Below are 22,339 nucleotides of genomic sequence, written 5' to 3'. Positions count from 1 at the left end.
CTTGTTCTCGCAAAAGCGAAGGGATCGTCGCTCAGTTGGCGTCCATCTGCTCGTGGACCCAGCCGCGGAACTGCGACAGCCGATTATAGACGCCCGGCAGCACCGGGTTGCCGCACTGGCTGCCCCAGCTCACGACGCCGACCTGGATATAGCCGAGCTCGTTATCCGCCTTGGCAACCAGCGGACCGCCGCTGTCGCCGTAGCAGGAGTCCTTGGCGCCGCTCGGGCTGCCGGCGCAAAGCTCGGTCGGCGCGATGGAGAAGGACGTGTCGGTCGCCGCGCCATAGGCTTCGTAGGCGGCCTTGCATTCGTCGGACGAGATCGCCTGCACCGTCACCTGGTGCAGCTGTTCCGGCGACATCAGCGCATTGGCGTTGAGCAGCTCGTGGGTATCGACCTCGGCGCGGCCGCCGCGGCTGTAGAGCGCTTCCTCGAAGCCCTCGAAGTCCCACAGCGCCCCCCAGCCGGTGACGGTGAGCTCATCGCCCGGCGCGACCAGCTGGTCTTCGGTCGACGGGTCGGCGATGTCGATGAACGTCGCGCCCGAAACCGGCTCTGCCAGCTTGATCAGGGCGATGTCGGCGTGATTCTCCTTCTGATAGTTGGGATGGACGATGATCTTCTCGCTCCCCACCATCTTCAGGTCGCTCTGGTAGATGCTGCCATAGCCGATGACGACGCTGTCGACCGTCTGGCCGCCCTGGACGACGCAATGGGCGGCGGTGAGCACCCATTGGTCGGCGATCAGCGAACCGCCGCAAAAGCCGGAACGGACGTCGAAATCATCCAGAAGGCGGACCTGCCAGGGCCACGCACCTTCCTGCGCGGGCGTGCCGCCCACGATGAAGTCGGACGAAATTTCAGCAGTGGCCAGGCCCGGAACGGTCAGCATCGCTGCAACCAGCGCTGCCGAGCCGAACCCCAGATACTGCGCTTTGTTCATAGTCTTCTCCAGTTGGTGGGTCGAAGGGAATTGCCCGCCTGGCCGCCGCCTTAGCCCGGCTCGACGGCGAAAAAACGGCAGCGGCCCGTGCTTGTCAATCTCTCCGCCCGAGATCGGCGGGGCATGGTTGCGCCATGAATTCCGTCACGGCTTGCGGTCGAGCCTGAGAAAGCCGCGCGTGACGATGGCTTCCGACTGCTCCATCGAGCGTCGTGCCATCTCCATATGCTCGCGCATGATTCGCCGGGCGGATTCGGCGTCCTCGTCCTTCAGCGCCCGGATCAGGCTGATCTGGTAATGCAGCCCCTGTTCCCGGAGATCCGGGTTGGGCGAGGCGTAGATCTGTCGGCAGATCGTCAGGTTGCGCAGCAGGTTGTGCATGAAGCCGCAGATGAAGCCGAGGATCGGGTTGGGCGACAGCTCGGCCAGCACCGAATGGAAGTCGAGCTCGGCGAGCCGCTGCCGGTATTCCTCGCCCCGGTCGCGCGGCGGCCGCTCGTAGAGGTTCATCGTACGCTCCAGCGTTTCGTAGTCCGCGCTGGTGAGATGGCCGACCACGCTCGCCGCCAGTTCCGGCTCAAGCTCGATCCGCACCGCATAGATGTCGCCGATCGATGGCTGGCGGAAGAAGAAATAGTTGCCAAGCAGCTCCATCGCCCGGCTACGCGACAGCTGGCCGACGAAGGTCCCGCCGCCGGGGCCGGTGCGCGAGCGGATCAGGCCTTGCGTCTCGAGCGACTTGAGCGCTTCGCGGACCGTGCTCTTCGACGCCTTGAACTGGTCGATCAGCTCGCGTTCGTTCGGCAGGCGGTCGCCGGGCGACAGCGACTGCTCGACGATGAGGTCCTTGATGCCTTCGGCGATGTCGTCGGTGCGCTTCAGCCGCCGTTCCGGTTGCGGGCGGGGCGGAACGATGATGGAGCCCTGATCCTCGACGCCTATCGCCATCGCGGCCTTTCCTTGCTCGCGGTCCTTCGATTCCGGAGCTTTCATCTGCGGACCGGGAAAAAGCAAGCCGCGGAATGCCCCCGCGAATAACGATGCGAGTCGAGGTCGGGTCGTTCGGTCCGGCACCGTTCCCGGGCATTCGGGCAACGGGGCGCAAAGGCGCAGCCGGGCGGTGGCGCGTAGGGGTCGGGCAGCTCGGCCGGCTCCTCCTCGCTGCGGACGCTGCGCTTGCCCGGAACCGGCGCGGCATCGAAGAGGAGCCTGGTATAGGGATGACGAGGCTCGCGGAAGAGGTCGCGCGCGTCGGCATATTCGACGATTCGCCCGAAATACATCACCGCGACGCGATCCGATACGCTTTCGACCACCGAAAGGTCGTGGCTGATGAAGACGTAGGTCAGGTCGAAGCGGCTTTGCAGGTCTTCGAGCAGGTTCAGGACCTGCGCCTGGACGGAGACGTCGAGCGCCGACACCGGTTCGTCGAGGATGATCAGCTCGGGCTCCGCGGCGAGCGCCCGGGCGATGCCGATGCGCTGGGCCTGGCCACCGGAAAATTCATGCGGATAGCGATCGAGGAATTCCGGCGAGAGCTTCACCGCCTGCATCAGTTCGGCGAGCCGCGCTTCGCGCGCCGGCTTGTCGAGGCCGCGGAGGTGGACCATCGGGATTTCGAGGATCGTGCGGATCGTCTTGCGCGGATTGAGCGAGGAGACCGGATCCTGGAAGACATACTGGATCTTCCTGGCCAGCGCGCGCGCGTTGCCACGCTCGAAATCGGTGGGGTCGACGCCCTCGATGCGGATCGAGCCCGAGGACGGCCGGTCGAGGCCGACAAGCATGCGGGCAAGCGTCGACTTCCCGCAGCCGGATTCGCCGACGATGCCCAGTGTCTCACCCCTGTTGACGACGACGTCGATGCCCTGAACGGCATGCACCGCCTTCTTCGGGCCGCCAAGCAGCGTTCGCCCGCCGCCGAAGCGCTTCTCGACGCCCTTGACGGTCATCAGCGCGGTCATTCCACGGTCTCCACAAGGGGATAGAGGCAGCGCACGCTGCGGCCGCCGGTCGCGGTCAGCGCGATGTCGCCGCTCCTGCAATCCTCCCGGACCTGCGGGCAGCGATCGGCGAAGGCGCATCCCGGCGGCAGCCTCGCGACCGAAGGCGGCAGCCCGTCGATGGCATCGAGCCGCCGCTCGGGGTCGCCAAGGATCGGCACGCAGTCGATCAGCTTGCGGGTATAGGGATGGGCCGGCCGCGAGAGCACGTCCTCCGTCGTCCCGAGCTCGACGATGCGGCCCGCATACATCACCGCGACGCGGTCGCAGATTTCTGAGACGACGCCGAAATCGTGGGTGATGAAGAGGACCGCGGCGCCTTTCTCCTTGCGGAGATCGTCGAGAAGGCGAAGGACCTGCGCCTGGACCGTGACGTCGAGCGCCGTGGTCGGCTCGTCGGCGATCATGATGCCGGAATCGTTGGCGAGCGCCATCGCGATGCAGACCCGCTGCCGCATGCCGCCGGAGAGCTCGTGGGGATAGCTGCCGGCGCGCTGCCGCGCATTCGGGATGCGGACGAGTTCGAGCAGGTCCACCGCCCGTTTCCACGCTTCCGCATGGCCGACCGGATGGTGGGAACGGATCGCCTCGGCGATCTGGTCGCCGACGGTGAAGAGCGGATGGAGCGTCGACAGCGGATCCTGGAAGATCATCGAGATCCGGCCGCCGCGAAGCCGGCGGAGGGCCTCGTCCGAGACTTCGAGCAGGTCCTCTCCGTCGACCATCACCCGTCCGCCGACGATGGCGCCGGGCGGCGTCGCGACGAGCCCGAGCACCGACATGGCCGTCACCGACTTGCCGGAGCCGGATTCGCCGACAAGCCCGAGGCATTCCTTGTCCTTGAGGTCGAGGCTGACGCCGCCCACCGCGCGATAGACCGACGAGCCGACCCGGAATTCGGTCTTGAGATCGACGAGATCGAGGGCGGTGCCCGACGACTCCGATGGCATCGGCGGTGCCTCGCGCCGGTCGACGCGGGTGCGGGCCGAGGGCCGCGCCAGCGCGCCCGACCTGAGACGGGGGTCGAGCACGTCGCGGATACCGTCGCCGACGAGATTGATGCTCATCACGATGGCGAAGATCGTCACGCCGGGAATGATCGACACGAAGGGAGCGTTGAAGAGCAGCTTCCGCCCCTCGCCGAGCATCGAGCCGAGGTCGGCCTGCGGCGGCTGGACGCCGAGGCCAAGGAAGGAGAGGCCGGCGGTCTCGAGGATCATCCAGCCGACCGTCGAGGACATGGTGATGACGATGACCGGCAGCACGTTGGGCGTCACCTCGGTGAACAGCACGCCGGCGTGGCTCTTGCCCGACAGCCGTGCCGCATCGACGAACTCGCGGTGCGCCAGCCCGCGCGTCACGCCGCGGATGTTGCGGGCGAAGAAGGGGATATTGACGACGGCGATCGCGTAGAGCGCGTTGAGGAGGCCCGGCCCGAGGACCGCGACGATGCCGAGCGCCAGCAGGATGTAGGGGAAGGCCATCAGCATGTCGATCGATCGCATCAGGATCGAATCCGTGCGGCCGCCGACATAGCCGGCGACGAGACCGATCAGCGAGCCGAAGAAGGCGGCGATCAGCGTCGCCGAGAAGCCAACCGCCAGCGAGACCCGCGTCCCCCAGAAAAGGCGCGACAGGATATCCCGGCCGAGATGGTCGGTGCCGAGGATATGCCCCGCCGTTCCAGGGGGCAGCAGGCGATTGGCCGGGTCGGTCACCGCCGGATCGTCGAGCGGCAGGACGGGCGCCAGCAGTGCGAGAATGACGATCGCGGCAAGGACGGCGAGGCCGAGGGCGGCCAGCCGGTTGTTGGCGAAGAGCCGGAAGGTGCCGGGCCGCGCGCTGGCACCGGCCGGCTTCGCCGTGGCGGTTCCGGTCGCCGCGGTCATGACTTCAGCCTCGGGTCGAGGAGGGTCTGGATGATGTCGGCGATGAGGTTGATCAGCACATAGGTCACCGCCAGCAGCAGCACGCCGCCCTGGACCAGCAGGATGTCGCGGGTCGAGATCGCGCCGACCAGCATCCGGCCGATGCCGGGCCACTGGAACACGGTCTCGATATAGACGGCGCCGCCGATCACCAGGCCGGCCTGCACGCCGATCAGCGGAATGACGGTGACCAGGGCCGACTTGAAGGCGTGGCGGTAGATGACGCGGCCCTCGGTCAGTCCCTTGGCACGGGCGGTGCGGATATAGTCCTGGCGGAGCACCTCCAGCATCGCCGTCCGGGTCAGCCGGGCGATGACGCCGGTTGCGACCACCGCCAGGGTCACCGCTGGCAGCACGAGGTGGTTGAGCAGGTCGAGGATGCCGCCGCCGCCATAGGCGAGATACATGCCGCTCGGCGGGAAGATCGGCCAGGCGACCGCGAACAGCATGATGAGCAGGAGGCCCAGCCAGAAGGAGGGCGTCGAGATGCCGATCAGCACCACGAAGGTGACGATTCGATCCGTCCAGCCGAACTGCCGGACGGCCGAGACGATGCCGGCGAGCAGGCCGAAGATCGAACACAGCACCAGCGACGTGCCGGCGAGGATCGCGGTGGCGGAAAAACGCTCGAAAATCTCGTCGACGACCGGGCGCTTGAGGCTGTAGCTGCGACCGAGGTCGCCGTGCAGCAGGTTGCCGAGCCAGTGGAGATATTGCTGGGGCAGCGGCTGGTCGAGGCCAAGTTCCGCGTTGAGCTTGGCGACCGATTCGGCCGATGCGAGAGGGCCGAGGATGGCCACCGCCGTGCCGCCGGGAATCAGCGCGATCATCAGGAAGACGATGATGGTCAGCCCGATGAGGATCGGGATCAGGGCCAGCAGGCGCTTGAGGATATACGCGCCCATCGTCGGTCAGGCCACGTTTCGCGCGAGCTTCTTCGGTGCGATCATGGCGTAGCTTCGGCGCACGAGATTGGCGACCTGGTCCCAGTCGGGATCGGTGTCGAGCCGGATGCCGACCCAACCCTTGTGGCCGACATAGGGGGGCTTGAAGAAGGATGCTCCGTCAGCCTGGATCAGGACGGTCTGCATTCCGGCGGGTACCTTCAGCCAGACCGACGGTCGGCCGTCGCCCGTCTTGAGCATCGCGAATATCCGGTCGCCGACCCGGAATGTCGGATCGCCCCATGCCTCCTTCTCCGTCGCCTCGGGCAGGCAGAGGCAAACCTCGCGGAGGCGATCGAGGGGCGATCCGGTCTTGGTCAAGGCTTGGCCACGTCCCTGAGGATCAGGAAGAAGGACGGCTGCAGGGAGAAGCCCTCGACCGCCGCGGTCGACACCGCATTCTGTTTCCAGTTGGCGATGAAGGCCCAGGGGGCATCCTCCCGCACGATCGTCTGCATCTCCTTGTAGAGCTTCGCGCGCTCGGCTTGGTCGGTCGAGGTCCGCGCCTTCTCGAGAAGCTCGTCGACCTTCGGGTTGGAATAGTAGCCCGAGTTGAAGCCGCCCTTGTCGGGGAAGGCGTCGGTACGGAGCGCCAGGAAGGGCAGGGTGTCCGGATCGTTGGTCATCCACGCCATCTCGGCCATGTCGGCCTTGCCCTCGAGCCCGGGATTCACCTCGCCGAGGAAGGTGTTCCACTCATAGGTCTCGATCTTGACCTTGAGCCCGACCTTGGCGAGATCGGCCTGGATCGCGGTGCCCATGGCTACGGGATCGAGCATGCCCGAGCCGCCCTCGGTGACGTAGAAGGTGAGCTCGGCACCTTCGGCGCCGGCCTCCTTGAGCAGCGCCTTGGCCTTTTCCGGATCGTAGGGATAGGGCTCGAGCGCCTCGTTATAGGCCCAGGCGAAGGCCGGCGGCGTCGGACCGGCGGCGACTTCGGCGGTGCCCTGGAGGACGTTCTCGACCAGCGTCTTCTTGTCGATCGCGTAGTTGACCGCCTGGCGGACCTTCTTGTCGGCGAAGGGACCTTCCTTGGCGTTGAGGATCAGGAACCACAGGTGCGGGCCGGCCTGCTCGTAGACCTGGTAGTCGGCATTGTCGCGGAACTGCTGCAGGTTGTCCGGCGGGACCTCGACCATCAGGTCGATGCCGCCCGACAGCATCTCGGCGACGCGGGTATTGGCATCGGTGATCGGCCGGTAGACGACCGCCTCGAGCGGCGGCGCGCCATCCCAGTAGTCCTCGTTGCGGGTGATGACGACGCTGGTGTTGGAATCCCAGTTCTCGAACTTGAACGGACCGGTTCCCGAAGGATTGCGGCCGAAATCCGCGCCGTGCTCCTTGACCGCGGTCGGCGAGACGATCAGCCCGGCCGGGTAGGCGAGGTTCGACAGGAAGGGCGCATAGGGCTCCTTCAGCTTGAACTCCACGGTCGAGTCATCGATGACGTTGGTCGAGTCGATTGCCGAGAAGAAGAAGGCCAGCGGGAACGGGCCGGTGTCGTGGAAGGGATGCTTGTCGTCGAGCATCCGGTCGAACGTGAACTTCACCGCCTCGGCGTTGAACGGCGTGCCGTCGTGGAACGTGACGCCCTGGCGAAGGTGAAACGTGTAGGTCAGCCCGTCGTCGCTGATGTCCCAGGACTCGGCCAGCGCCGGTTCGGGCTCCAGCGTGCCGTCCTTGTAGCGAACCAGGCCGTCATAGAGGTTCATCAGGATGCGGAAGTCGTTGACCGCCGTATCGACGCTCGGATCAAGCGATTTCGGCTCGGCGATCTGGCCGACGATCAGCACATTCGGGGGCGTCTGCGCAAGGGCCGGCGCGGTGACCGCACCGCCGGCGAGGGCAACGAAAGCGAGCCCGGCCAGGGCATTTCTGAGAGGGAATCTCATCGCAGTCTCTCCGTTGGAAGGCGGGAGCCCATATAATCATGATGGATTGACTAACTGCAATAATTCATAATGATTATTTTGTAGGCGATGGGCATAAATCCGGCTCATTGCGCGATCCGCGTTGGAGAAAGCCTTGTCGAATCAGGAGACTGGAACAGAGACCCGCCGTCTCACCATCAACCGCGACCGGCTCCGCGCCGAAATGGAGGATCTCGGCGAGATCGGCCGGACCGAGGGCGTCCCCGGCATCAACCGGCCGGGCTTTTCCGATGCCGACATGGCCGCCCGCGCCTTCATGGCGGACCGCATGAAAGCCTTGGGATTGCTGGTTTCCATGGACGCGGTCGGCAACCTCTCCGGTCTCTGGAAGACCGGCGAGGGTCCGGCGGTGATGGTCGGCTCGCACCTCGACACGGTACCGATGGGCGGCTTCTACGACGGCGCGCTCGGCGTCGCCGCCGCGATGGAATGCGTGCGGGCGCTGATGGACGCCGGTGTGACGCCGCCCTGTCCCATCGAAGTCATCGCCACGGCCGAGGAGGAAGGCCGTTTCGGAGGCATGCTCGGTTCGCAGGCACTCGCCGGCGCCGTCGATCCGGCATGGCTTGAGACAGCCGTGGACGAGGATGGGACACGCCTGGTCGACGCCATGACGGCGCATGGGCTGGTTCCGGGCGCCTATGAGACGGCGCGTCGCAATCCCGATTCAGTCAAGGCGTTCCTCGAACTCCATATCGAGCAGGGACCGGTGCTCGAGGCCGAGGGAATCCCGATCGGAATCGTCGAGGGGATATCCGGCGTGTTCAAATGGTCGGTGCGGCTGACCGGGGTCGCCAACCATGCCGGCACGACGCCGATGGACCTTCGCAAGGACGCCTTCGTCGGGCTGGTCGACTTCGCCCGGCAGATCCCCGCGATCATCGCAGGGGCCGGGACCGACCAGAGCCGGGTGACGATCGGCGCGGTCGAGCTCAAGCCCAATCACCCGCACACGATACCCGGCGAGGCGGTCTTCACCCTGATCGGCCGCGACATCAGTCCCGACGTCATGCGGGCGCTCGCCGACGCCAGCCGGAGGACCCTCGAGGCAGTCGCCGCGCGCTTCGGGCTCGGTCTTGCCATCGACGAACAGAGCTGGCTCGACCCCAAGCCTTGCGACAGGGAGGTCATCGCCGCCTTCGCCCGCCAGGCGGAGAGGCTCGGCCTCGCCTACAAGGTGATGCCGAGCGGCGCCGGCCACGACACCCAGTTCATGGCCGACCTCACCCGCGCCGGGCTGATCTTCGTGCCGAGCATCGGCGGCATCAGCCACGCGCCGGAGGAGGAGACCGCCTGGTCCGACATCGAAGCCGGCGTCAACCTCCTGCTCAACACCATCACCGACCTCGCCGCGCGCTGACCGTCCCCGCAGGATCAATCCCCGACGCGGCGGGGTGTCGTGCCGCCGGGAAGACAACTATGATTGCCCGATACGATCAGGAAGGATGTCAGGGGGATGATGAAGGCGATCATACTGGGGTTGGCGATCGCCATCCTTGGCGCGCCGGCGGCGATGGCGCATGGAGGCGGATGCCGGAAGAATTCGCCACCGGGCCAGTGCTGCCACATGGACAACAGCACCGGCGTGGTCCACTGCCACTACTGACGCAGGTCCGTCCGGCGGGACGCCTTCGTGCCAGGGTCCGGCTCGCGTCGGGGCTGCCGCGGACGAATCGCTACTTCGCCGTCTGCTTCTTCCCGGGGCGGCGCGACCTCTCCTCGACCCTGGGCTCGCTGCGCTGCTCGTCGGCCTCGTCCATCGACTGGCGCGGGAAGCCGCGCAGGCTCCGCGACATCTCGGTGGCGTCGCGGCGGATGGCGACCGGGCTGGTGACATAGGTCGTCGTCAGCTCGGCCAGCGAACGAAGCGCATGCAGGTGGATGCGCTCGTAGCCGTGCGACGCGTCGATGCCGAAGGTGATGAGCGCGGTACGGACATCGGCGCCGGCGACGATCGCCGAGGCGGAGTCGGAGCGGTAATGGCGGAACACGTCCTTCTGGAAGCGGATGTCGTTCTCGCGGCAAAGCGCCACCAGCTTCTTGGTCAGGTGATAGTCGAACGGCCCGGTCTCGTCCGCCATGCAGATGGTGACTCCGAACTCGTCCGAATTCTGGCCTGGCGCGGTCGTGCCGTTGTCGATGGTGATCATCGAGGCGACCTCGGGCGTCAGCACGGACGCGGCGCCGTTGCCCACTTCCTCGGCGATGGTGAAGATGAAGAAGGTGTCGACGGTCATCTCGGCCTTCTCCGTACGGATCGCGTCGAGCACCGCGAACATCACCGCCGCACCGGCCTTGTTGTCGAGGTGGCGGGAGACGATGAAGCCGTTGTCGAGGAATTCGGGCACCGGATCGACGGCGACGATGTCGCCGACATCGATGCCAAGGTGGCGGATATCGGCCGCCGAGCGGGTCATGGCATCGATCCTGAGCTCGACGTGCCGCCAGCCGATCGGAGCGGTATCGATCGCGTCGTCGAAGGTATGGCCGGAGGCCTTGAGCGGCAGGATCGTGCCGCGGAACGCGCCATGCTCGGAAAAGATCGTCACCCGGGCGCCTTCGGCGAAGCGCGCCGACCAGGTGCCGATCGGGACGAGCTCGAGACGGCCGTTGTCCTTGAGATACTTCACCTGCGCGCCGAGGGTGTCGAGATGGGAGACGATGGCACGCGCCGGCTTGTCGGACTTCCCTGGCAGGAAGGCACGAATCCCGCCGCGACGCGTTACCTCATACTCCACGCCGAGCCGATGCAGCTCATGGCAGCATTCGCGGACGATGGTGTCGGTATAGCCGGTCGGACTCGGGATATCGAGGAGCTGGGAAAGACGGGTGGCGAGGTAGTCCGAATCGATTGCAAGCCGTGGCATCTTGTTCCCCGGTCACACGACGGCGCCGCGCACCGCCGTGGGAATGGATAGCGGAAAAAGCAGGTCGACGAAACGCTCGGCGGTCGGCTGCGGGTCGTGATTGGCGAGGCCGGGACGCTCGTTGGCCTCGATGAAGGCGTAGCTGGACGAGCGCGGCGAGGGAACCACGAGATCGATGCCGACGACGGGAATGTCGATCGCCGCGGCGGACTTGATCGCCGCCTCGACCAGGCGACCATGCACTTCCGCCGTGACGTCGTGGATCGTGCCGCCGGTATGGAGGTTGGCGGTCTTGCGGACGGCGAGCGTCTCCCCCTCCCGCAGGACCGAGTCGAATGCGTAGCCGCCCGCACGGACGCAGCGTCCCGTCTCTCCGTCCATCGGGATGCGCGACTCGCCGCCGGTCGCCCGCTCGTGGCGCCGGCTCTGCCGCGCGATCAGGTCCTTCACCGTCGACGTCCCGTCGCCGATGACCTGGGCCGGCCGCCGTATCGCGGCGGCGACGACGCGGCGGTCGATGACCACCTGACGGAAATCGTGCCCCTTGATGCATTCCTCGACCAGGACGCGGTCCGATATCTGCCGGGCTTCGGCGATCGCGGCCTTCACCTCGTCCATCGTCTCCAGCCCGACGGCGACGCCGCGCCCCTGTTCGCCACGGGCCGGCTTGACCACGACGGAGCCATGCCTGGCCAGAAACGCCTCGAGGTCGCCGTCGTCGGTGTCGATCTGCCCGGGGACCTGGACGCCGGCGGCGCTGACGACGCGCCGGGTCACCGCCTTGTCGTCGCAGATCGAGACGGCGACGCCGGAGGTGAATTCGGAGAGACTCTCGCGGCAATGGACGGTGCGTCCGCCATAGGTAAGGCGGAAGAAGCCGCCTTCCGCGTCGGTCACCTCGATGGCGATGCCGCGGCGCCGCGCCTCGTCGATGATGATCGTTGCGTAGGGATTGAGCTCCTCGGTGATCGCCGGACCGGCGAAGAAATCTCGGCCTGTCGGCCGCGCCTTTCGGCCACGGGGTCCGCGCCGTGGGCCGATTCTGCGGGAACGAATTGACTTTCGTCGCGAACGACCCATAGTTTTGCCGCGAACGCCATGTAACTGCCGATGCAAGAGCAAGCGATCACAGCGGAAACACCGACCACATGCTGCGAATAGTCGGGTATCTGTTCGGCATCGGCACGGCGCTGTTCCTACTCGTCGCAGGTGTGGTCGCCTGGTACGTGTCGGGCCTCGTCGACGAACTGCCCAGCTACGAAGTCCTCGCCAAATACGAACCTCCGGTCACGACGCGGATTCACGCGGCGGACGGGACGCTGATCGGCGAATTCGCCCACGAACGGCGCCTTTACGTGCCCATCCAGGCGGTCCCGCCGATCGTCAAGGAAGCGTTCATTTCCGCGGAGGACAAGAACTTCTACACCCACGGCGGCGTGGACTATTTCGGAATCCTGCGCGCCGTCGTCCAGAACGTCAAAGCCTACGGATCCGGCCAGCGCATGGTCGGCGCGTCGACGATCACCCAGCAGGTCGCCAAGAATTTCCTGCTGACCAACGAGCGCAGCATCGATCGCAAGATCAAGGAAGCGATCCTCGCGATGCGCATCGATCAGGCCTATCCGAAGGACAAGATCCTCGAGCTCTACCTGAACGACATCTTTCTCGGGCTCGGCAGCTACGGGGTGGCATCGGCGGCGCTCACTTATTTCAACAAGTCGCTCTACGAGCTGACGCTGGCCGACGCGGCCTATCTCGCCGCGCTGCCCAAGGGGCCGAACAACTACCATCCCTTCCGCCATACCGACCGCGCCATCGAGCGGCGCAACTGGGTGATCGACCGCATGGTCGAGAACGGCTACGCGACCGAGGCCGAGGGCGAGGCGGCGAAGGCCAAGGGGCTCGGGGTGGTGACCGGCACCGACGAGCAGCGGATATTCCATGCCGACTATTTCACCGAGGAGGTGAGGCGGCAGCTGATTGCCATGTACGGCGAGGATGCGCTCTACGAGGGCGGCCTGTCGGTGCGCACGACCCTCGATCTCAAGCTCCAGGCGATGGCGCAGCAGGCGCTGCGGGACGGGCTGGTGCGATTCGACCGCCAGCAGGGCTGGCGCGGCGCGATCACCGAGATCGATGTCAGCTATGACTGGGGCGAGGGACTGGCGGAGATTTCGCCTTTGTCGGACGTGCCGGAGTGGCGCCTCGCCGTGGTGCTGGCGGTCAGCGACACCGAGGCCGAGATCGGCCTGAGGACCCCACTGATCCCCGGAACCACCCGTGTCGGCCCGCAGCGCGAGACCGGGGTGATCCCGCTTTCGGAGATCGAATGGGCGAAATGGACGACCGGCGACCGGCGCGGCGCCAAGGTGAGGAAGCCCGGCGACGTGCTGGCGGTCGGCGACGTCGTCTATGTCGAGGCGATCGCCGACACCCCCGGCCAGTACCATCTCCGCCAGGTACCGACGGTCGGCGGCGGGATGGTGGTCATGGATCCGCATACCGGGCGGGTGCTGGCACTGGTCGGCGGCTTCAGTTTCGCCGAGAGCCAATTCAACCGCGCCACCCAGGCGATGCGCCAGCCCGGTTCGTCGTTCAAGCCCTTCGTCTACGCCTCGGCGCTCGACAGCGGCTACACGCCGGCCTCGGTGGTCCTCGATGCGCCGATCGCGATCGATCCGGGTTTCGGCCAGCCGCTCTGGCGCCCGCAGAATTACAGCAACAAGTTCTACGGTCCCTCGACGCTCAGGACCGGCATCGAGCATTCGCGCAACGTGATGACCGTGCGCCTGGCCCAGGATCTCGGCATGGACGTCGTCGACGAATATGCGCGACGCTTCGGCGTCTATGACGACCTCGGTCCCTATCTCCCCCTGTCGCTCGGCTCGGGCGAGACCACGGTGATGCGCATGGTCGCGGGCTACTCGGTCTTCGACAATGGCGGCCGGGCCGTCATCCCGACCCTGATCGACCGCATCCAGAACCGGTTCGGCGATACGATCTTCCGCTACGACGACCGCGGTTGCGAGGGATGCGAAGCCGCCAAATGGACCGGGCAGGACGAGCCGCTGATCGTCGACAATCGCGAGCAGGTTCTCGATCCGATGACCGCCTACCAGATCACCTCGATGCTGGAGGGCGTCGTCCAGCGCGGCACCGCCCCGGCGGTCTACAGGGCGCTGGAGAGGCCGATTGCCGGCAAGACCGGGACCACCAATGACTACCGCGACGCGTGGTTCGTCGGCTTCTCGCCGGACCTCGCGGCCGGCGTCTATGTCGGCTATGACCAGCCGCGCTCGCTCGGCCGCGCCAATACGGGTGGCCACCTGGCGGCGCCGATCTTTACCGAATTCATGCAGCAGGCGCTGGTCGATGCCGATCCGGTGCCGTTCCGGATCCCGGACGGCATGACCCTGATCCCGATCAACCGCAGCACTGGCCGGGTGGCCCAGGAAGGCGCTCCCGGCACCGTCCTCGAGGCCTTCAAGCCGGGCACCGGACCGCTGGCGACCACCACCGTCATCGGTTCGGCCGAGACGATCCAGGATCCCGGCGGGCGGAACGGCAACGGCAAGCGCAAGGGCTTCTTCCGCAGGCTTTTCAACCGCTAGCCGGGGCCGACCGTCAACCGGCGACGAAATGGCCCTGGCCGAGGTCGGTCATCGCGACCCGTTTCGGCGCCTCGCCGACCGGGTGGATCGGGCTCGGTACCTCGCCATCGGCGATGGGGAAATGTCCGCGGCGCCGGTCGGGGTCGGGGAGCAGGACCGCATCGAGCAGCCGGCGGGTATAGGGATGGCGCGGGTCGTCGAAGACCTGGGCGCGGCTCCCCGTCTCGACGATCTGGCCGAGATACATGACCGCGACGCGGTGGCTGACCTGCTCGACCACCGCCATGTCGTGGGAGATGAAGATGTAGGAGAGGCCCATCTCGTCCTGAAGCTCCTGGAGCAGCGCCAGCACCCGGGCCTGGACCGAAACGTCGAGGGCGGAAACGCTCTCGTCGGCGACGATCACCTTCGGCGAAAGCGACAACGCGCGGGCGATGCAGACACGCTGGCGCTGGCCACCGGAGAATTCGTGCGGATGCCGCTGCATCTGGTCGGCGGACAGGCCGACCCGTCCGAACAGCCAGGCGACGCGGTCGGCCAGCTCGCTGCCCGTCGCGAGACCGTGGATGACCAGCGGCTCGGCGACCAGCTCGCCCACGGTCATCCGCGGATCGAGCGAGGCATAGGGGTCCTGGAAGATCATCTGGATGGTCCGGCGGATCGGCTTCATCCGCGTCCGGCCGAGACCATGGATCGGCATGCCGTCGATGGTGATCGCCCCGTTCCATGGCACGAGATTGAGCAGCGCCTTGCCGGTCGTCGACTTGCCGCATCCGGATTCGCCGACCAGCGCCAGCGTCTCGCCGCGGCGGACGTCGAAGGAGATGCCTTCGACCGCGTGGACGCGCTGGACCGGGCGCCGGAGGAGCCCGCCGACGATGTCGAAGCCGACCTCGAGGTCGGAGACCGTGACCACGGCGCCGTCCCCGTCCGGCGCCGGCGGCGCGGTTCCGGACGTCGCCTCGCGCGCCCCCAGCCTGGGCACGGCGGCGAGCAGCATCCGGGTATACTCTTCCCGCGGGGCATGGAAAATCTGGCGGGCGGCCCCCGACTCGACCATCGCGCCGCCATTCATGACGATGACGCGGTCAGCCATCTCGGCGACGACGCCCATGTCGTGGGTGATAAGGATGACGGCGGTGCCGAAGTCCTTCTGCAGGGAGCGGATCAGCTCGAGAATCTGCGCCTGGACGGTGACGTCCAGCGCGGTCGTCGGCTCGTCGGCGATGAGTATCTTGGGGCTGCCGGAGATCGCCATGGCGATCATCACCCGCTGGCGCATGCCGCCGGAAAGCTCGTGCGGATACTGGTGAAGCCGGCGTTCGGGCTCGCCGATCCGTACCGCGGCAAGCGCCTTGACGGCGAGATTGCGGGCCTCGGCCGCGGGCATCGGCCGGTGGACCCGGATCGCCTCGGTCAACTGGTGGCCGATCGACAGGACCGGATTGAGCGAGGTCATCGGTTCCTGGAAGATCATCGCGACGTCGTTGCCGCGTACCTGGCGCATGTCGCGTTCGCCGAGGGCGGCGAGGTCGCGGCCGCCGAGCAGGATCGAGCCGCCGGCGATGCGGGCCATCGGCTGCGGCAGCAGCCGCATGATCGACAGCGCGGTCATCGACTTGCCGGAGCCGGACTCGCCCGCGATGCACAGCGTCTCGCCGGCCGAGATATCGAAGCTCAGCCGGTCGACGACCACACGCCGGCCCTCCGGCGTCGCGACCTCGGTGGTGAGGTCGCGAACCGAAAGGACGGGGGCATCGGGTGCTGCGGGTGTGTCCGGCATCGGTCCGATCGGAGCAAGAGACGCGGCGGGACGGCGGTCGCCGCCGCCCCGCCCAAGCCTATTCGAGAACGATCCTCGGAAAATAGAAGGAAACGACCCAATTCGGCATATCGACGATTTCGCTGACGCGGAGATCGCCGCAAACCGAGCAGAGCATGTAGGCCTCGACGGCTTTCATGCCGTAGCGGCCGCACAGCAGATCGATCATCCGGCTGACCGCCGAACGGGCACCTTCCATCAGCTCCGGGCCGATCCCGGTCGTCACTTCATAGCCCTTGCCGTCGAGGTGCCGGCTGACCGGACCCGGTGTCGTGAAACGCGGGGTCTCGAGCCCGGCCTGCCGGACCAGGTCGAAACCGAGCACGACGCTCATCGGGCTCTCGATCGCGGTGCCGCAGACCTCGCCGTCTCCCTGCGCGGCGTGGGTATCGCCGACCGAGAAAAGCGCCCCGGTGACCTCGACCGGCAGGTAGAGCTCCGTCCCGGCGGCGAGGTCGCGGATGTCCAGGTTGCCGCCCATCCGCCGCGGCGGCACCACCGAGTGGAGTCCCGCCTCGGCCGGCGCGAGGCCGATCGTGCCGGGGAAGGGCTTGAGCGGCACCCGGCCGACCGGCGAATAGGCGGCCGGCCCCATCCCGACCTTGTCATAGGTCCAGACGTGCAGCGCCGGATCCTCGAACTGGTCGGCGAGCAGGCCGAAGCCGGGGATATTGGCTGTCCAGCCCCAGCCCGAGGGCTGGAATTCATGGATCGTGACCTTGAGGGCGTCGCCGGGCTCGGCCCCGTCGATGAAGACGGGGCCGGTCACCGGGTTGACCTTCTCGAAGTCGATCTTCGGGACGTCGGCGACCGTGCTGTCCTTCGACAGCTGCCCGCCCGAGGCGTCCGGACATTCGAAGGCGATGACGGTTCCCGGCGCGACGGTCATGACGGGCGGGATCGCATGATCCCACCCGAAATGATGATGCGCCTCGTGGATGGTGTGATGAGGCTTGTTCTGCATCACTCGCTCACGGTCACCGCGTCGTAATGCACCGGGATGTGCACCGGATCGACATAGAGCGCATCGTCGCCGCCCATGCGGGCCGAGCGGATGGTGAAGCGCTGCTCGTTGAAGATCGGAACCCACGGGGCATCGTCCATGATCTTGACGAAGATCTCGCCCCACAGCTTCTCGCGATCCGCCTGCTTGTCGGGATCGGTCATCGAATCCGCCTCGGCGGCCATCTTGTCGAGATCCTCGTTGCAGTACCACGACCAGTTCCAGCCGCCCTGCACGGCACCGGCGCAGCCGAGGATCGGGCCGTAGAAGTTCGACGGATCGGGGAAGTCCGCGATCCAGGCCATGCCGCCGGACCAGATCATCGGCGCCGTGCCGTTGCCGCCGGCCTCGATGACGTTGGCCTGGGCAAGCGACTTGATGTCGGCCTTGATGCCGATCGCCGCGAGATCCTGCTGGATCGCCTGGGCGATGCGCGGGTTCGGGTCGGTATTCATGACATAGAGCTCGGTGTCGAAGCCGTCTCCGACGCCTGCCTCGGCGAGCAGCGCCTTGGCCTTCTCGGGATCGTAGGCGTAGCCCTTGTAGGCCTTGTCATAGCCGGGCATCGACGGCGGCAGCGGCTGGTTCGCGGGCACCGCGCGATTGTTGATGATGCGCACGATCCGGTCCTTGTTGATCGCCATGTTGACCGCCTGACGCACCTTGACGTTGTCGAAGGGCGGCGTCTTGACGTTCATGGTGACGTAGCCGGTGTGGAGCTGCCCGCCCTCGACGATGCGATCCTTGTATTCGGGATCGTCCTTGACCTGGAGGAACTGGGCCGGCGGGATGCCGTCGCCGGGGATGTCGACCTCGCCATTCTTCAGCCGCAGCAGGGCGACGGTCGGCTCCTGCCCGACCTCGAAGGTGATCTTGTCGAGGTGGGGGATGCCTTCCTTCCAGTAATCCTGGTTCTTCTCGAAGACGAGGCGTTGGCCGAGCGTCCACTCGGTCAGGTTATAGGCGCCGCTGCCGACCGGATGCTTGCCGAAATCGGCGCCCCATTTCTCGACCTCCTCCTTCGGAACGACATGGGCGAAGTTCAGGGCCATGACATGCAGGAAGGTGGCGTCGGGCCGCGACAGCTCGAACTTGATCGTCATCGGGTCGACGACGGTGACGCCGGACAGGCTGTCGGCCTCGCCGGCGGACATCTCATCGAAACCGGCGATCGAGCCGAAGAAGCCGGCGCCAGGGCTCTGGGTCTCGGGATTGACGACCCGCTCGATCGAATATTTGACGTCCTCGGCGGTCACCTCGCGGCCGTTGCCGAACTTGACGCCCGGCCGGATCTTGAAGGTGAAGGTCTTGCCGTCCGGCGAGATGTCGTAGCTCTCGGCGAGGTCGGGGACGAGCTCGGTGGTGCCGGGCTTGTAGTCCATCAGCCCGTCGAACAGGCTCTTGATCATCGACCAGTTCTGCCAGTCATAGCCGATGGCCGGGTCGAGGGTGGAGACGTCGTCCTTGTAGGTGATGACGATCTCGCCACCCGCCTGGGCGGCGATCGGCATGACGCCGAGCCCCAGGGCGGCAAGGCCGGTCAGGATAAGTCGGTTCATTGGCTTGCTCCTTCTTCCGTTTCTCTCTCGAGCTTCGGCCCGCGACCTGAACGCTTCCCGGTTCCTGGCGCGGACGGTGGATTTCCTCACCTCAGTTTGATGCGCGGATCGATCAGCGGCGCGATCAGGTCCGCCAGCAGATTGCCGATGACGATGGCGAAGGCCGAGACCAGGGTGACGCCCATGATGATCGGGATGTCGACGCGCTGGATCGCCTGCCAGGCGAGCTGGCCGATGCCCGGCCATCCGAAGACGCTTTCGACGACGACGATGCCGCTCATGAAATAGCCGATGTCGATGCCGATCATCGCGATGATCGGCAGGATGGCATTCGGCATGGCGTGGACGGCCATGACGGTCGTCGGTTTCAACCCCTTGGCCCTGGCGGTGCGGATGAAGTCCTGGCGCAGGACGTCGATCATGCTCGACCGCATCATCCGCGAATACCAGCCGGCGCCGAGGATGCCGAGGGTGATCGCCGGCAGGACGAGATGCGAGAAGCTGCCATAGCCGCCGATCGGGAACCAGCCGAGATACACCGCGAAGACGTAGAGCAGCAGGATGCCGACGACGAATTGCGGCGCCGACACCGCGACGAAGGAGATGACCATCAGGGTCTGGTCGATCCGCCCGCCGCGCCGGATCGCGGCGAAGAGGCCCATGGTCAGGCCGATGGCGAGCTCGCAGACGATGGCGCCGAGCATCAACAGGAGCGTCGCCGGCAGGCGCGAGGCGATCAGCGTCGTCACCTCGGTCTTCTGGAGGTAGGAACGGCCGAGGTCGAGATGCAGCAGCCCGTCGAGATAGCGGCCGTACTGGACGTAGAGCGGCTGGTCGAGGCCGAGCTGGATGCGGATGTTGTTGACGGTCTCGGCGGTCGCGCTGCGGCCGGCGATCTGCCGGGCCGGGTCGGCCGGCAGGATATAGAGCAGCACGAAGGTGATGAAGGTGACGCCGAGCAGGATCAGCGCCGCCTGGATCAGCCGACGGAGGAGATAGGCCGCCATCAGTAGCGCCCCTTCTGCGTCGGGTCGAGGATGTCGCGCAGCGCATCGCCGACGAGGTTGAAGCCGAGCGCCAGCAGGATGATCGCGACACCCGGGAAGAAGACCAGCCACGGCGCGGTGGTGAAATAGGTCTGGCTCTCGAAGATGATGTTGCCCCAGCTCGGGATCGGCGGCCGGACGCCGATGCCGAGATAGCTGAGTGTCGCCTCGAGCAGCACGGTGGTCGAGATGCCGAGCGTCGCCCATACCATGATGGTCGGCAGCAGGTGGGGCATGATGTGGCGGAAGAGGATGCGCGTCCGGCCCGCCCCCATCGCCGATTCGGCCTCGACGAAATCGCGCTCGGCCAGCGACCTTGTCTCGGTATAGGTGACGCGCGCGATCTGGGTCCAGTTCACCATCGCGATGACCAGCGCGACGATCCACAGGCTGGGCTGGAAGATCGCGGCGAGGACGATGGCGAGCAGCAGCGCCGGGAAGGCCATCATCAGGTCGGTGAAGCGCATCAGCACGCCGCTGACGATGCCGCCGAAGAATCCCGCGCTGACGCCGACCATCGCGCCGATGGCGACCGCGATACCGTTGGCGACGATGCCGATGATCAGCGACGTGCGCGCGCCGTAGAGCAGGCGCGAGAGGAGGTCGCGGCCGAGGAGGTCGGTCCCGAGCAGGAAGGTCGAGTCGGGTGGCAGCGGCGCGCCCTCGAGCGTCAGCCCCTCGAAGAGCTGCTCGTCCGGCGGGAAGGGCGCGATCAGCGGCGCGAAGACCGCGGCGAGCACGACGATGACGATGACGGCGAGGCCAAACAGCGCCAGCGGACGTCGGACGAGGCGGGAGAGCACGGTGCCGAGGCGCGCGCCGGCTCCCGGTGTGATCCCGGCTCCGTCAGGCGCTGTCGCGAGCGTCATCGGCAGATCCATAACGGGCGATGAGGGCTTCGGCGGTGTCCTCGATGCTCCGCCGCGACTGCATCGCCATCTGGCCGAGGCGGTGGAAGGCGGTGCCCTCGTCGATCTTCTCGGCGCGCATCATCTCGATGACCGCGCGGGCGACCATCGGCCGGCGGCGGAGCCGGCCGCGCAGCTCCTCGACCTCGGACTTGAGCGCGTTCCGCGAGGCAAAGGCATGGCGGGCGATGACCAGGGCGCTGTAGACGCCGGCCGAGCCGATCGGCTTGAGGAGATGGGCATCGGCATTCTGGGCGATCGCCCATTCGACGCGGCCCGGCGCCTCCGAGCCGAGGAGGGCGATGAGCGGCAAGGGCGCCTCTCCGGCCGGCCACGGGAACTGGCCGTCGTATCCGTGGTCGGCATCGAAGAAGACGATATCGGCGCCGGACGCGTCGGCCGGCGGAAGCTCGGGCCAGACGGTCCGCGAGGCGACCCCGATCCGCTCGAGCTGGCGGGCGATCGCAGTCGCCGCGTCATGCGGGCGGTGGAGGATCACCGCCGACCAGGAGCGGAAGCTGGGAATGCCGATCGAGACGCTCATGACCCCACGACCCTGAGCACCGGGCGTGCCATCCCGCCCGTCGCCGGGATCGCCGCCGGACCGGCGCCGGCATAATTGGAAAGATACGGGTCCGGCTCGATCGCCTCCGGCGCCTGGTCGATGATGGCGAAACGGCCGTCGCCGTCGATCGTCGCCAGAAGCGGCGTGAAAGCCGTGTGCCGGGTCCGGCCGCTGATCGCAAGCTCGCCCATCGGCGACGGGAAGCGCCGCGCCGGTACATGGGGGAGGATCGCGTCGGGCCGGTCGGTGCCCGCCTCGCGGATCGTCTCGGCCAGTACCCGTACGGCCATATAGGCGGAGGCGAAGAAGGCCGACACCCGGCGATCCGCGCCGAGCCGCTGGCGGACCCGGGCGAGGAAGGCGCTGTTTTCGGGCGTGTCGATCGTGTCGAAATAGATGGCGGTCGAGATCTGGCCGATGCCGGCCGGCCCGATCGCCTCCAGCTCGCATTCGGCGAGATTGCAGCTCACCACCGGGCAGCGGCCAGGAGCGAAGTCGGGATTGCGTGCCGCGAGCGCGGCCATGGCGCGGAGGAAGGCATAGCTCGACGGACCGATCAGGTTGTTGAGGACGAAGTCGGGCCGCGTCTCCGCGATCTCGGCGACGAGTCGGTCGACATCCTCGCGGCCGAGCGGCAGGTAGCGCTCGCCAACCACCTCGCCATCCTGGTCGTCGAGGAGCCTGCGGGCGATGCGGTTGGTCTCCCAGCCCCAGATGTAGTTCGAGCCGACGAGGAAGGCGCGCTTGCCGAAGCGCGGAATCACATGGGTGAAGAGCGGGACGATATGCTGGTTGGGACAGGCGCCGAGATAGACGACCCGGTCGGAGCATTCGTAGCCCTCATAGGGGCAGGGATACCAGAGGAGTGCGTTGCCCTTCTCGATCGCCGGGATCATCTCCTTGCGGCTCCAGGAGGTGATGCCGCCGACCACGTGCCGGGCGCCCTGCGCCGTCAGCCGCTCGGCGATCGCCTGGTAGCGGTCGGCGACGCCCTCGGGCTCGCCGGTCAGCGGCACCAGCGTGAAGGGGAAGGCGGGGTCGTCGTTGATCTCGCCGAGCGCCGTCAGAGCGCCGTCATAGGCGTCGCGCCCGAGGAGGGCATAGGGGCCCTGTCTCGAGAAGAGGACGCCGATCGGATAGCTCTGCGTCATCGCGCGGTCTGCCCCTGCCAGCCGTCGTCACAACAAAAACCCCGCTTCCGCGCATGCG

General features: G+C 66.9%; 18 protein-coding genes and 1 pseudogene. 3 read left to right on the top strand and 16 right to left on the bottom strand.

The features are described 5' to 3' along the window. Positions 1 to 31 precede the first annotated feature (31 nt). The 7 genes from KDJ86_RS19175 to KDJ86_RS19145 form a co-directional block, all read right to left on the bottom strand. Positions 32 to 943, bottom strand: coding sequence for a S1 family peptidase (locus KDJ86_RS19175; RefSeq protein WP_291749598.1), 912 nt, complete (start codon positions 941 to 943; stop codon positions 32 to 34). 144 nt (positions 944 to 1,087) lie between these two features. Next, a complete protein-coding gene (locus KDJ86_RS19170; RefSeq protein ID WP_291749595.1) occupies positions 1,088 to 1,891 on the bottom strand; it encodes a FadR/GntR family transcriptional regulator in 804 nt (267 codons plus the stop codon). Positions 1,892 to 1,932: 41 nt separating this feature from the next. Then, positions 1,933 to 2,907, bottom strand: a complete 975-nt coding sequence (locus tag KDJ86_RS19165) for an ABC transporter ATP-binding protein (RefSeq protein WP_291749593.1) — start codon at positions 2,905 to 2,907, stop codon at positions 1,933 to 1,935. Then, a complete protein-coding gene (locus KDJ86_RS19160; RefSeq protein ID WP_291749590.1) occupies positions 2,904 to 4,835 on the bottom strand; it encodes a dipeptide/oligopeptide/nickel ABC transporter permease/ATP-binding protein in 1,932 nt (643 codons plus the stop codon). Before KDJ86_RS19160 ends, KDJ86_RS19165 begins: the two co-directional genes overlap by 4 nt. Then, positions 4,832 to 5,779 carry an ABC transporter permease gene (locus KDJ86_RS19155; protein ID WP_291749588.1) on the bottom strand — a complete coding sequence of 316 codons (948 nt, stop codon included), beginning with the start codon at positions 5,777 to 5,779 and terminating at the stop codon, positions 4,832 to 4,834. The genes KDJ86_RS19160 and KDJ86_RS19155 overlap by 4 nt, the downstream gene beginning before the upstream one ends. Positions 5,780 to 5,785: 6 nt before the next feature. Next, a complete protein-coding gene (locus tag KDJ86_RS19150) occupies positions 5,786 to 6,139 on the bottom strand; it encodes an MmcQ/YjbR family DNA-binding protein (RefSeq protein ID WP_291749585.1) in 354 nt (117 codons plus the stop codon). Beyond that, a complete protein-coding gene (locus KDJ86_RS19145; protein ID WP_291749582.1) occupies positions 6,136 to 7,710 on the bottom strand; it encodes an ABC transporter substrate-binding protein in 1,575 nt (524 codons plus the stop codon). Before KDJ86_RS19145 ends, KDJ86_RS19150 begins: the two co-directional genes overlap by 4 nt. 133 nt (positions 7,711 to 7,843) lie before the next feature. Between KDJ86_RS19145 and KDJ86_RS19140 the strand changes: the two genes are divergently transcribed. Further along, on the top strand, positions 7,844 to 9,109 hold the full coding sequence (locus KDJ86_RS19140) for a Zn-dependent hydrolase (RefSeq protein ID WP_291749579.1): 1,266 nt from the start codon (positions 7,844 to 7,846) through the stop codon (positions 9,107 to 9,109). 63 nt (positions 9,110 to 9,172) lie between these two features. Further along, positions 9,173 to 9,355 carry a hypothetical protein gene (locus tag KDJ86_RS19135; RefSeq protein WP_291749578.1) on the top strand — a complete coding sequence of 61 codons (183 nt, stop codon included), beginning with the start codon at positions 9,173 to 9,175 and terminating at the stop codon, positions 9,353 to 9,355. Between the two features lie 70 nt (positions 9,356 to 9,425). On the opposite strand, the gene KDJ86_RS19130 is transcribed toward KDJ86_RS19135, so the two are convergent. After that, positions 9,426 to 10,616, bottom strand: a complete 1,191-nt coding sequence (locus KDJ86_RS19130) for an osmoprotectant NAGGN system M42 family peptidase (RefSeq protein WP_291749575.1) — start codon at positions 10,614 to 10,616, stop codon at positions 9,426 to 9,428. A gap of 12 nt (positions 10,617 to 10,628) precedes the next feature. Next, positions 10,629 to 11,603, bottom strand: a pseudogene (locus KDJ86_RS19125) (N-acetylglutaminylglutamine synthetase); the annotation flags it as partial. Between the two features lie 161 nt (positions 11,604 to 11,764). Between KDJ86_RS19125 and KDJ86_RS19120 the strand changes: the two are divergent. Continuing rightward, positions 11,765 to 14,227 carry a penicillin-binding protein 1A gene (locus KDJ86_RS19120; RefSeq protein ID WP_367116853.1) on the top strand — a complete coding sequence of 821 codons (2,463 nt, stop codon included), beginning with the start codon at positions 11,765 to 11,767 and terminating at the stop codon, positions 14,225 to 14,227. A 13-nt stretch (positions 14,228 to 14,240) separates the two neighbouring features. On the opposite strand, the gene KDJ86_RS19115 is transcribed toward KDJ86_RS19120, so the two are convergent. From KDJ86_RS19115 to KDJ86_RS19085, 7 genes are all read right to left on the bottom strand, one after another. Then, positions 14,241 to 16,010, bottom strand: a complete 1,770-nt coding sequence (locus KDJ86_RS19115) for an ABC transporter ATP-binding protein (protein ID WP_291749573.1) — start codon at positions 16,008 to 16,010, stop codon at positions 14,241 to 14,243. Between the two features lie 58 nt (positions 16,011 to 16,068). Next, a complete protein-coding gene (locus tag KDJ86_RS19110) occupies positions 16,069 to 17,013 on the bottom strand; it encodes an acetamidase/formamidase family protein (RefSeq protein ID WP_291749570.1) in 945 nt (314 codons plus the stop codon). Continuing rightward, on the bottom strand, positions 17,013 to 18,611 hold the full coding sequence (locus KDJ86_RS19105; RefSeq protein WP_291749567.1) for an ABC transporter substrate-binding protein: 1,599 nt from the start codon (positions 18,609 to 18,611) through the stop codon (positions 17,013 to 17,015). The genes KDJ86_RS19110 and KDJ86_RS19105 overlap by 1 nt, the downstream gene beginning before the upstream one ends. 86 nt (positions 18,612 to 18,697) lie before the next feature. Then, a complete protein-coding gene (locus KDJ86_RS19100; RefSeq protein WP_291749563.1) occupies positions 18,698 to 19,618 on the bottom strand; it encodes an ABC transporter permease in 921 nt (306 codons plus the stop codon). Continuing rightward, positions 19,618 to 20,526 carry an ABC transporter permease gene (locus KDJ86_RS19095; protein ID WP_291749561.1) on the bottom strand — a complete coding sequence of 303 codons (909 nt, stop codon included), beginning with the start codon at positions 20,524 to 20,526 and terminating at the stop codon, positions 19,618 to 19,620. Before KDJ86_RS19095 ends, KDJ86_RS19100 begins: the two co-directional genes overlap by 1 nt. After that, complete coding sequence (locus tag KDJ86_RS19090) at positions 20,504 to 21,109, bottom strand: ANTAR domain-containing response regulator (RefSeq protein WP_291749559.1); 606 nt, start codon at positions 21,107 to 21,109, stop codon at positions 20,504 to 20,506. The genes KDJ86_RS19095 and KDJ86_RS19090 overlap by 23 nt, the downstream gene beginning before the upstream one ends. Continuing rightward, positions 21,106 to 22,281, bottom strand: a complete 1,176-nt coding sequence (locus KDJ86_RS19085) for a transporter substrate-binding protein (RefSeq protein ID WP_291749556.1) — start codon at positions 22,279 to 22,281, stop codon at positions 21,106 to 21,108. The genes KDJ86_RS19090 and KDJ86_RS19085 overlap by 4 nt, the downstream gene beginning before the upstream one ends. Positions 22,282 to 22,339 lie beyond the last annotated feature (58 nt).

The organism is Bauldia sp., from assembly GCF_020442045.1.
In the GTDB taxonomy this organism is placed as follows: domain Bacteria; phylum Pseudomonadota; class Alphaproteobacteria; order Rhizobiales; family Kaistiaceae; genus Bauldia.
The sequence above is the reverse complement of the archived record's forward strand: the minus strand, read 5'-3'. Positions and strand labels throughout refer to the sequence as shown.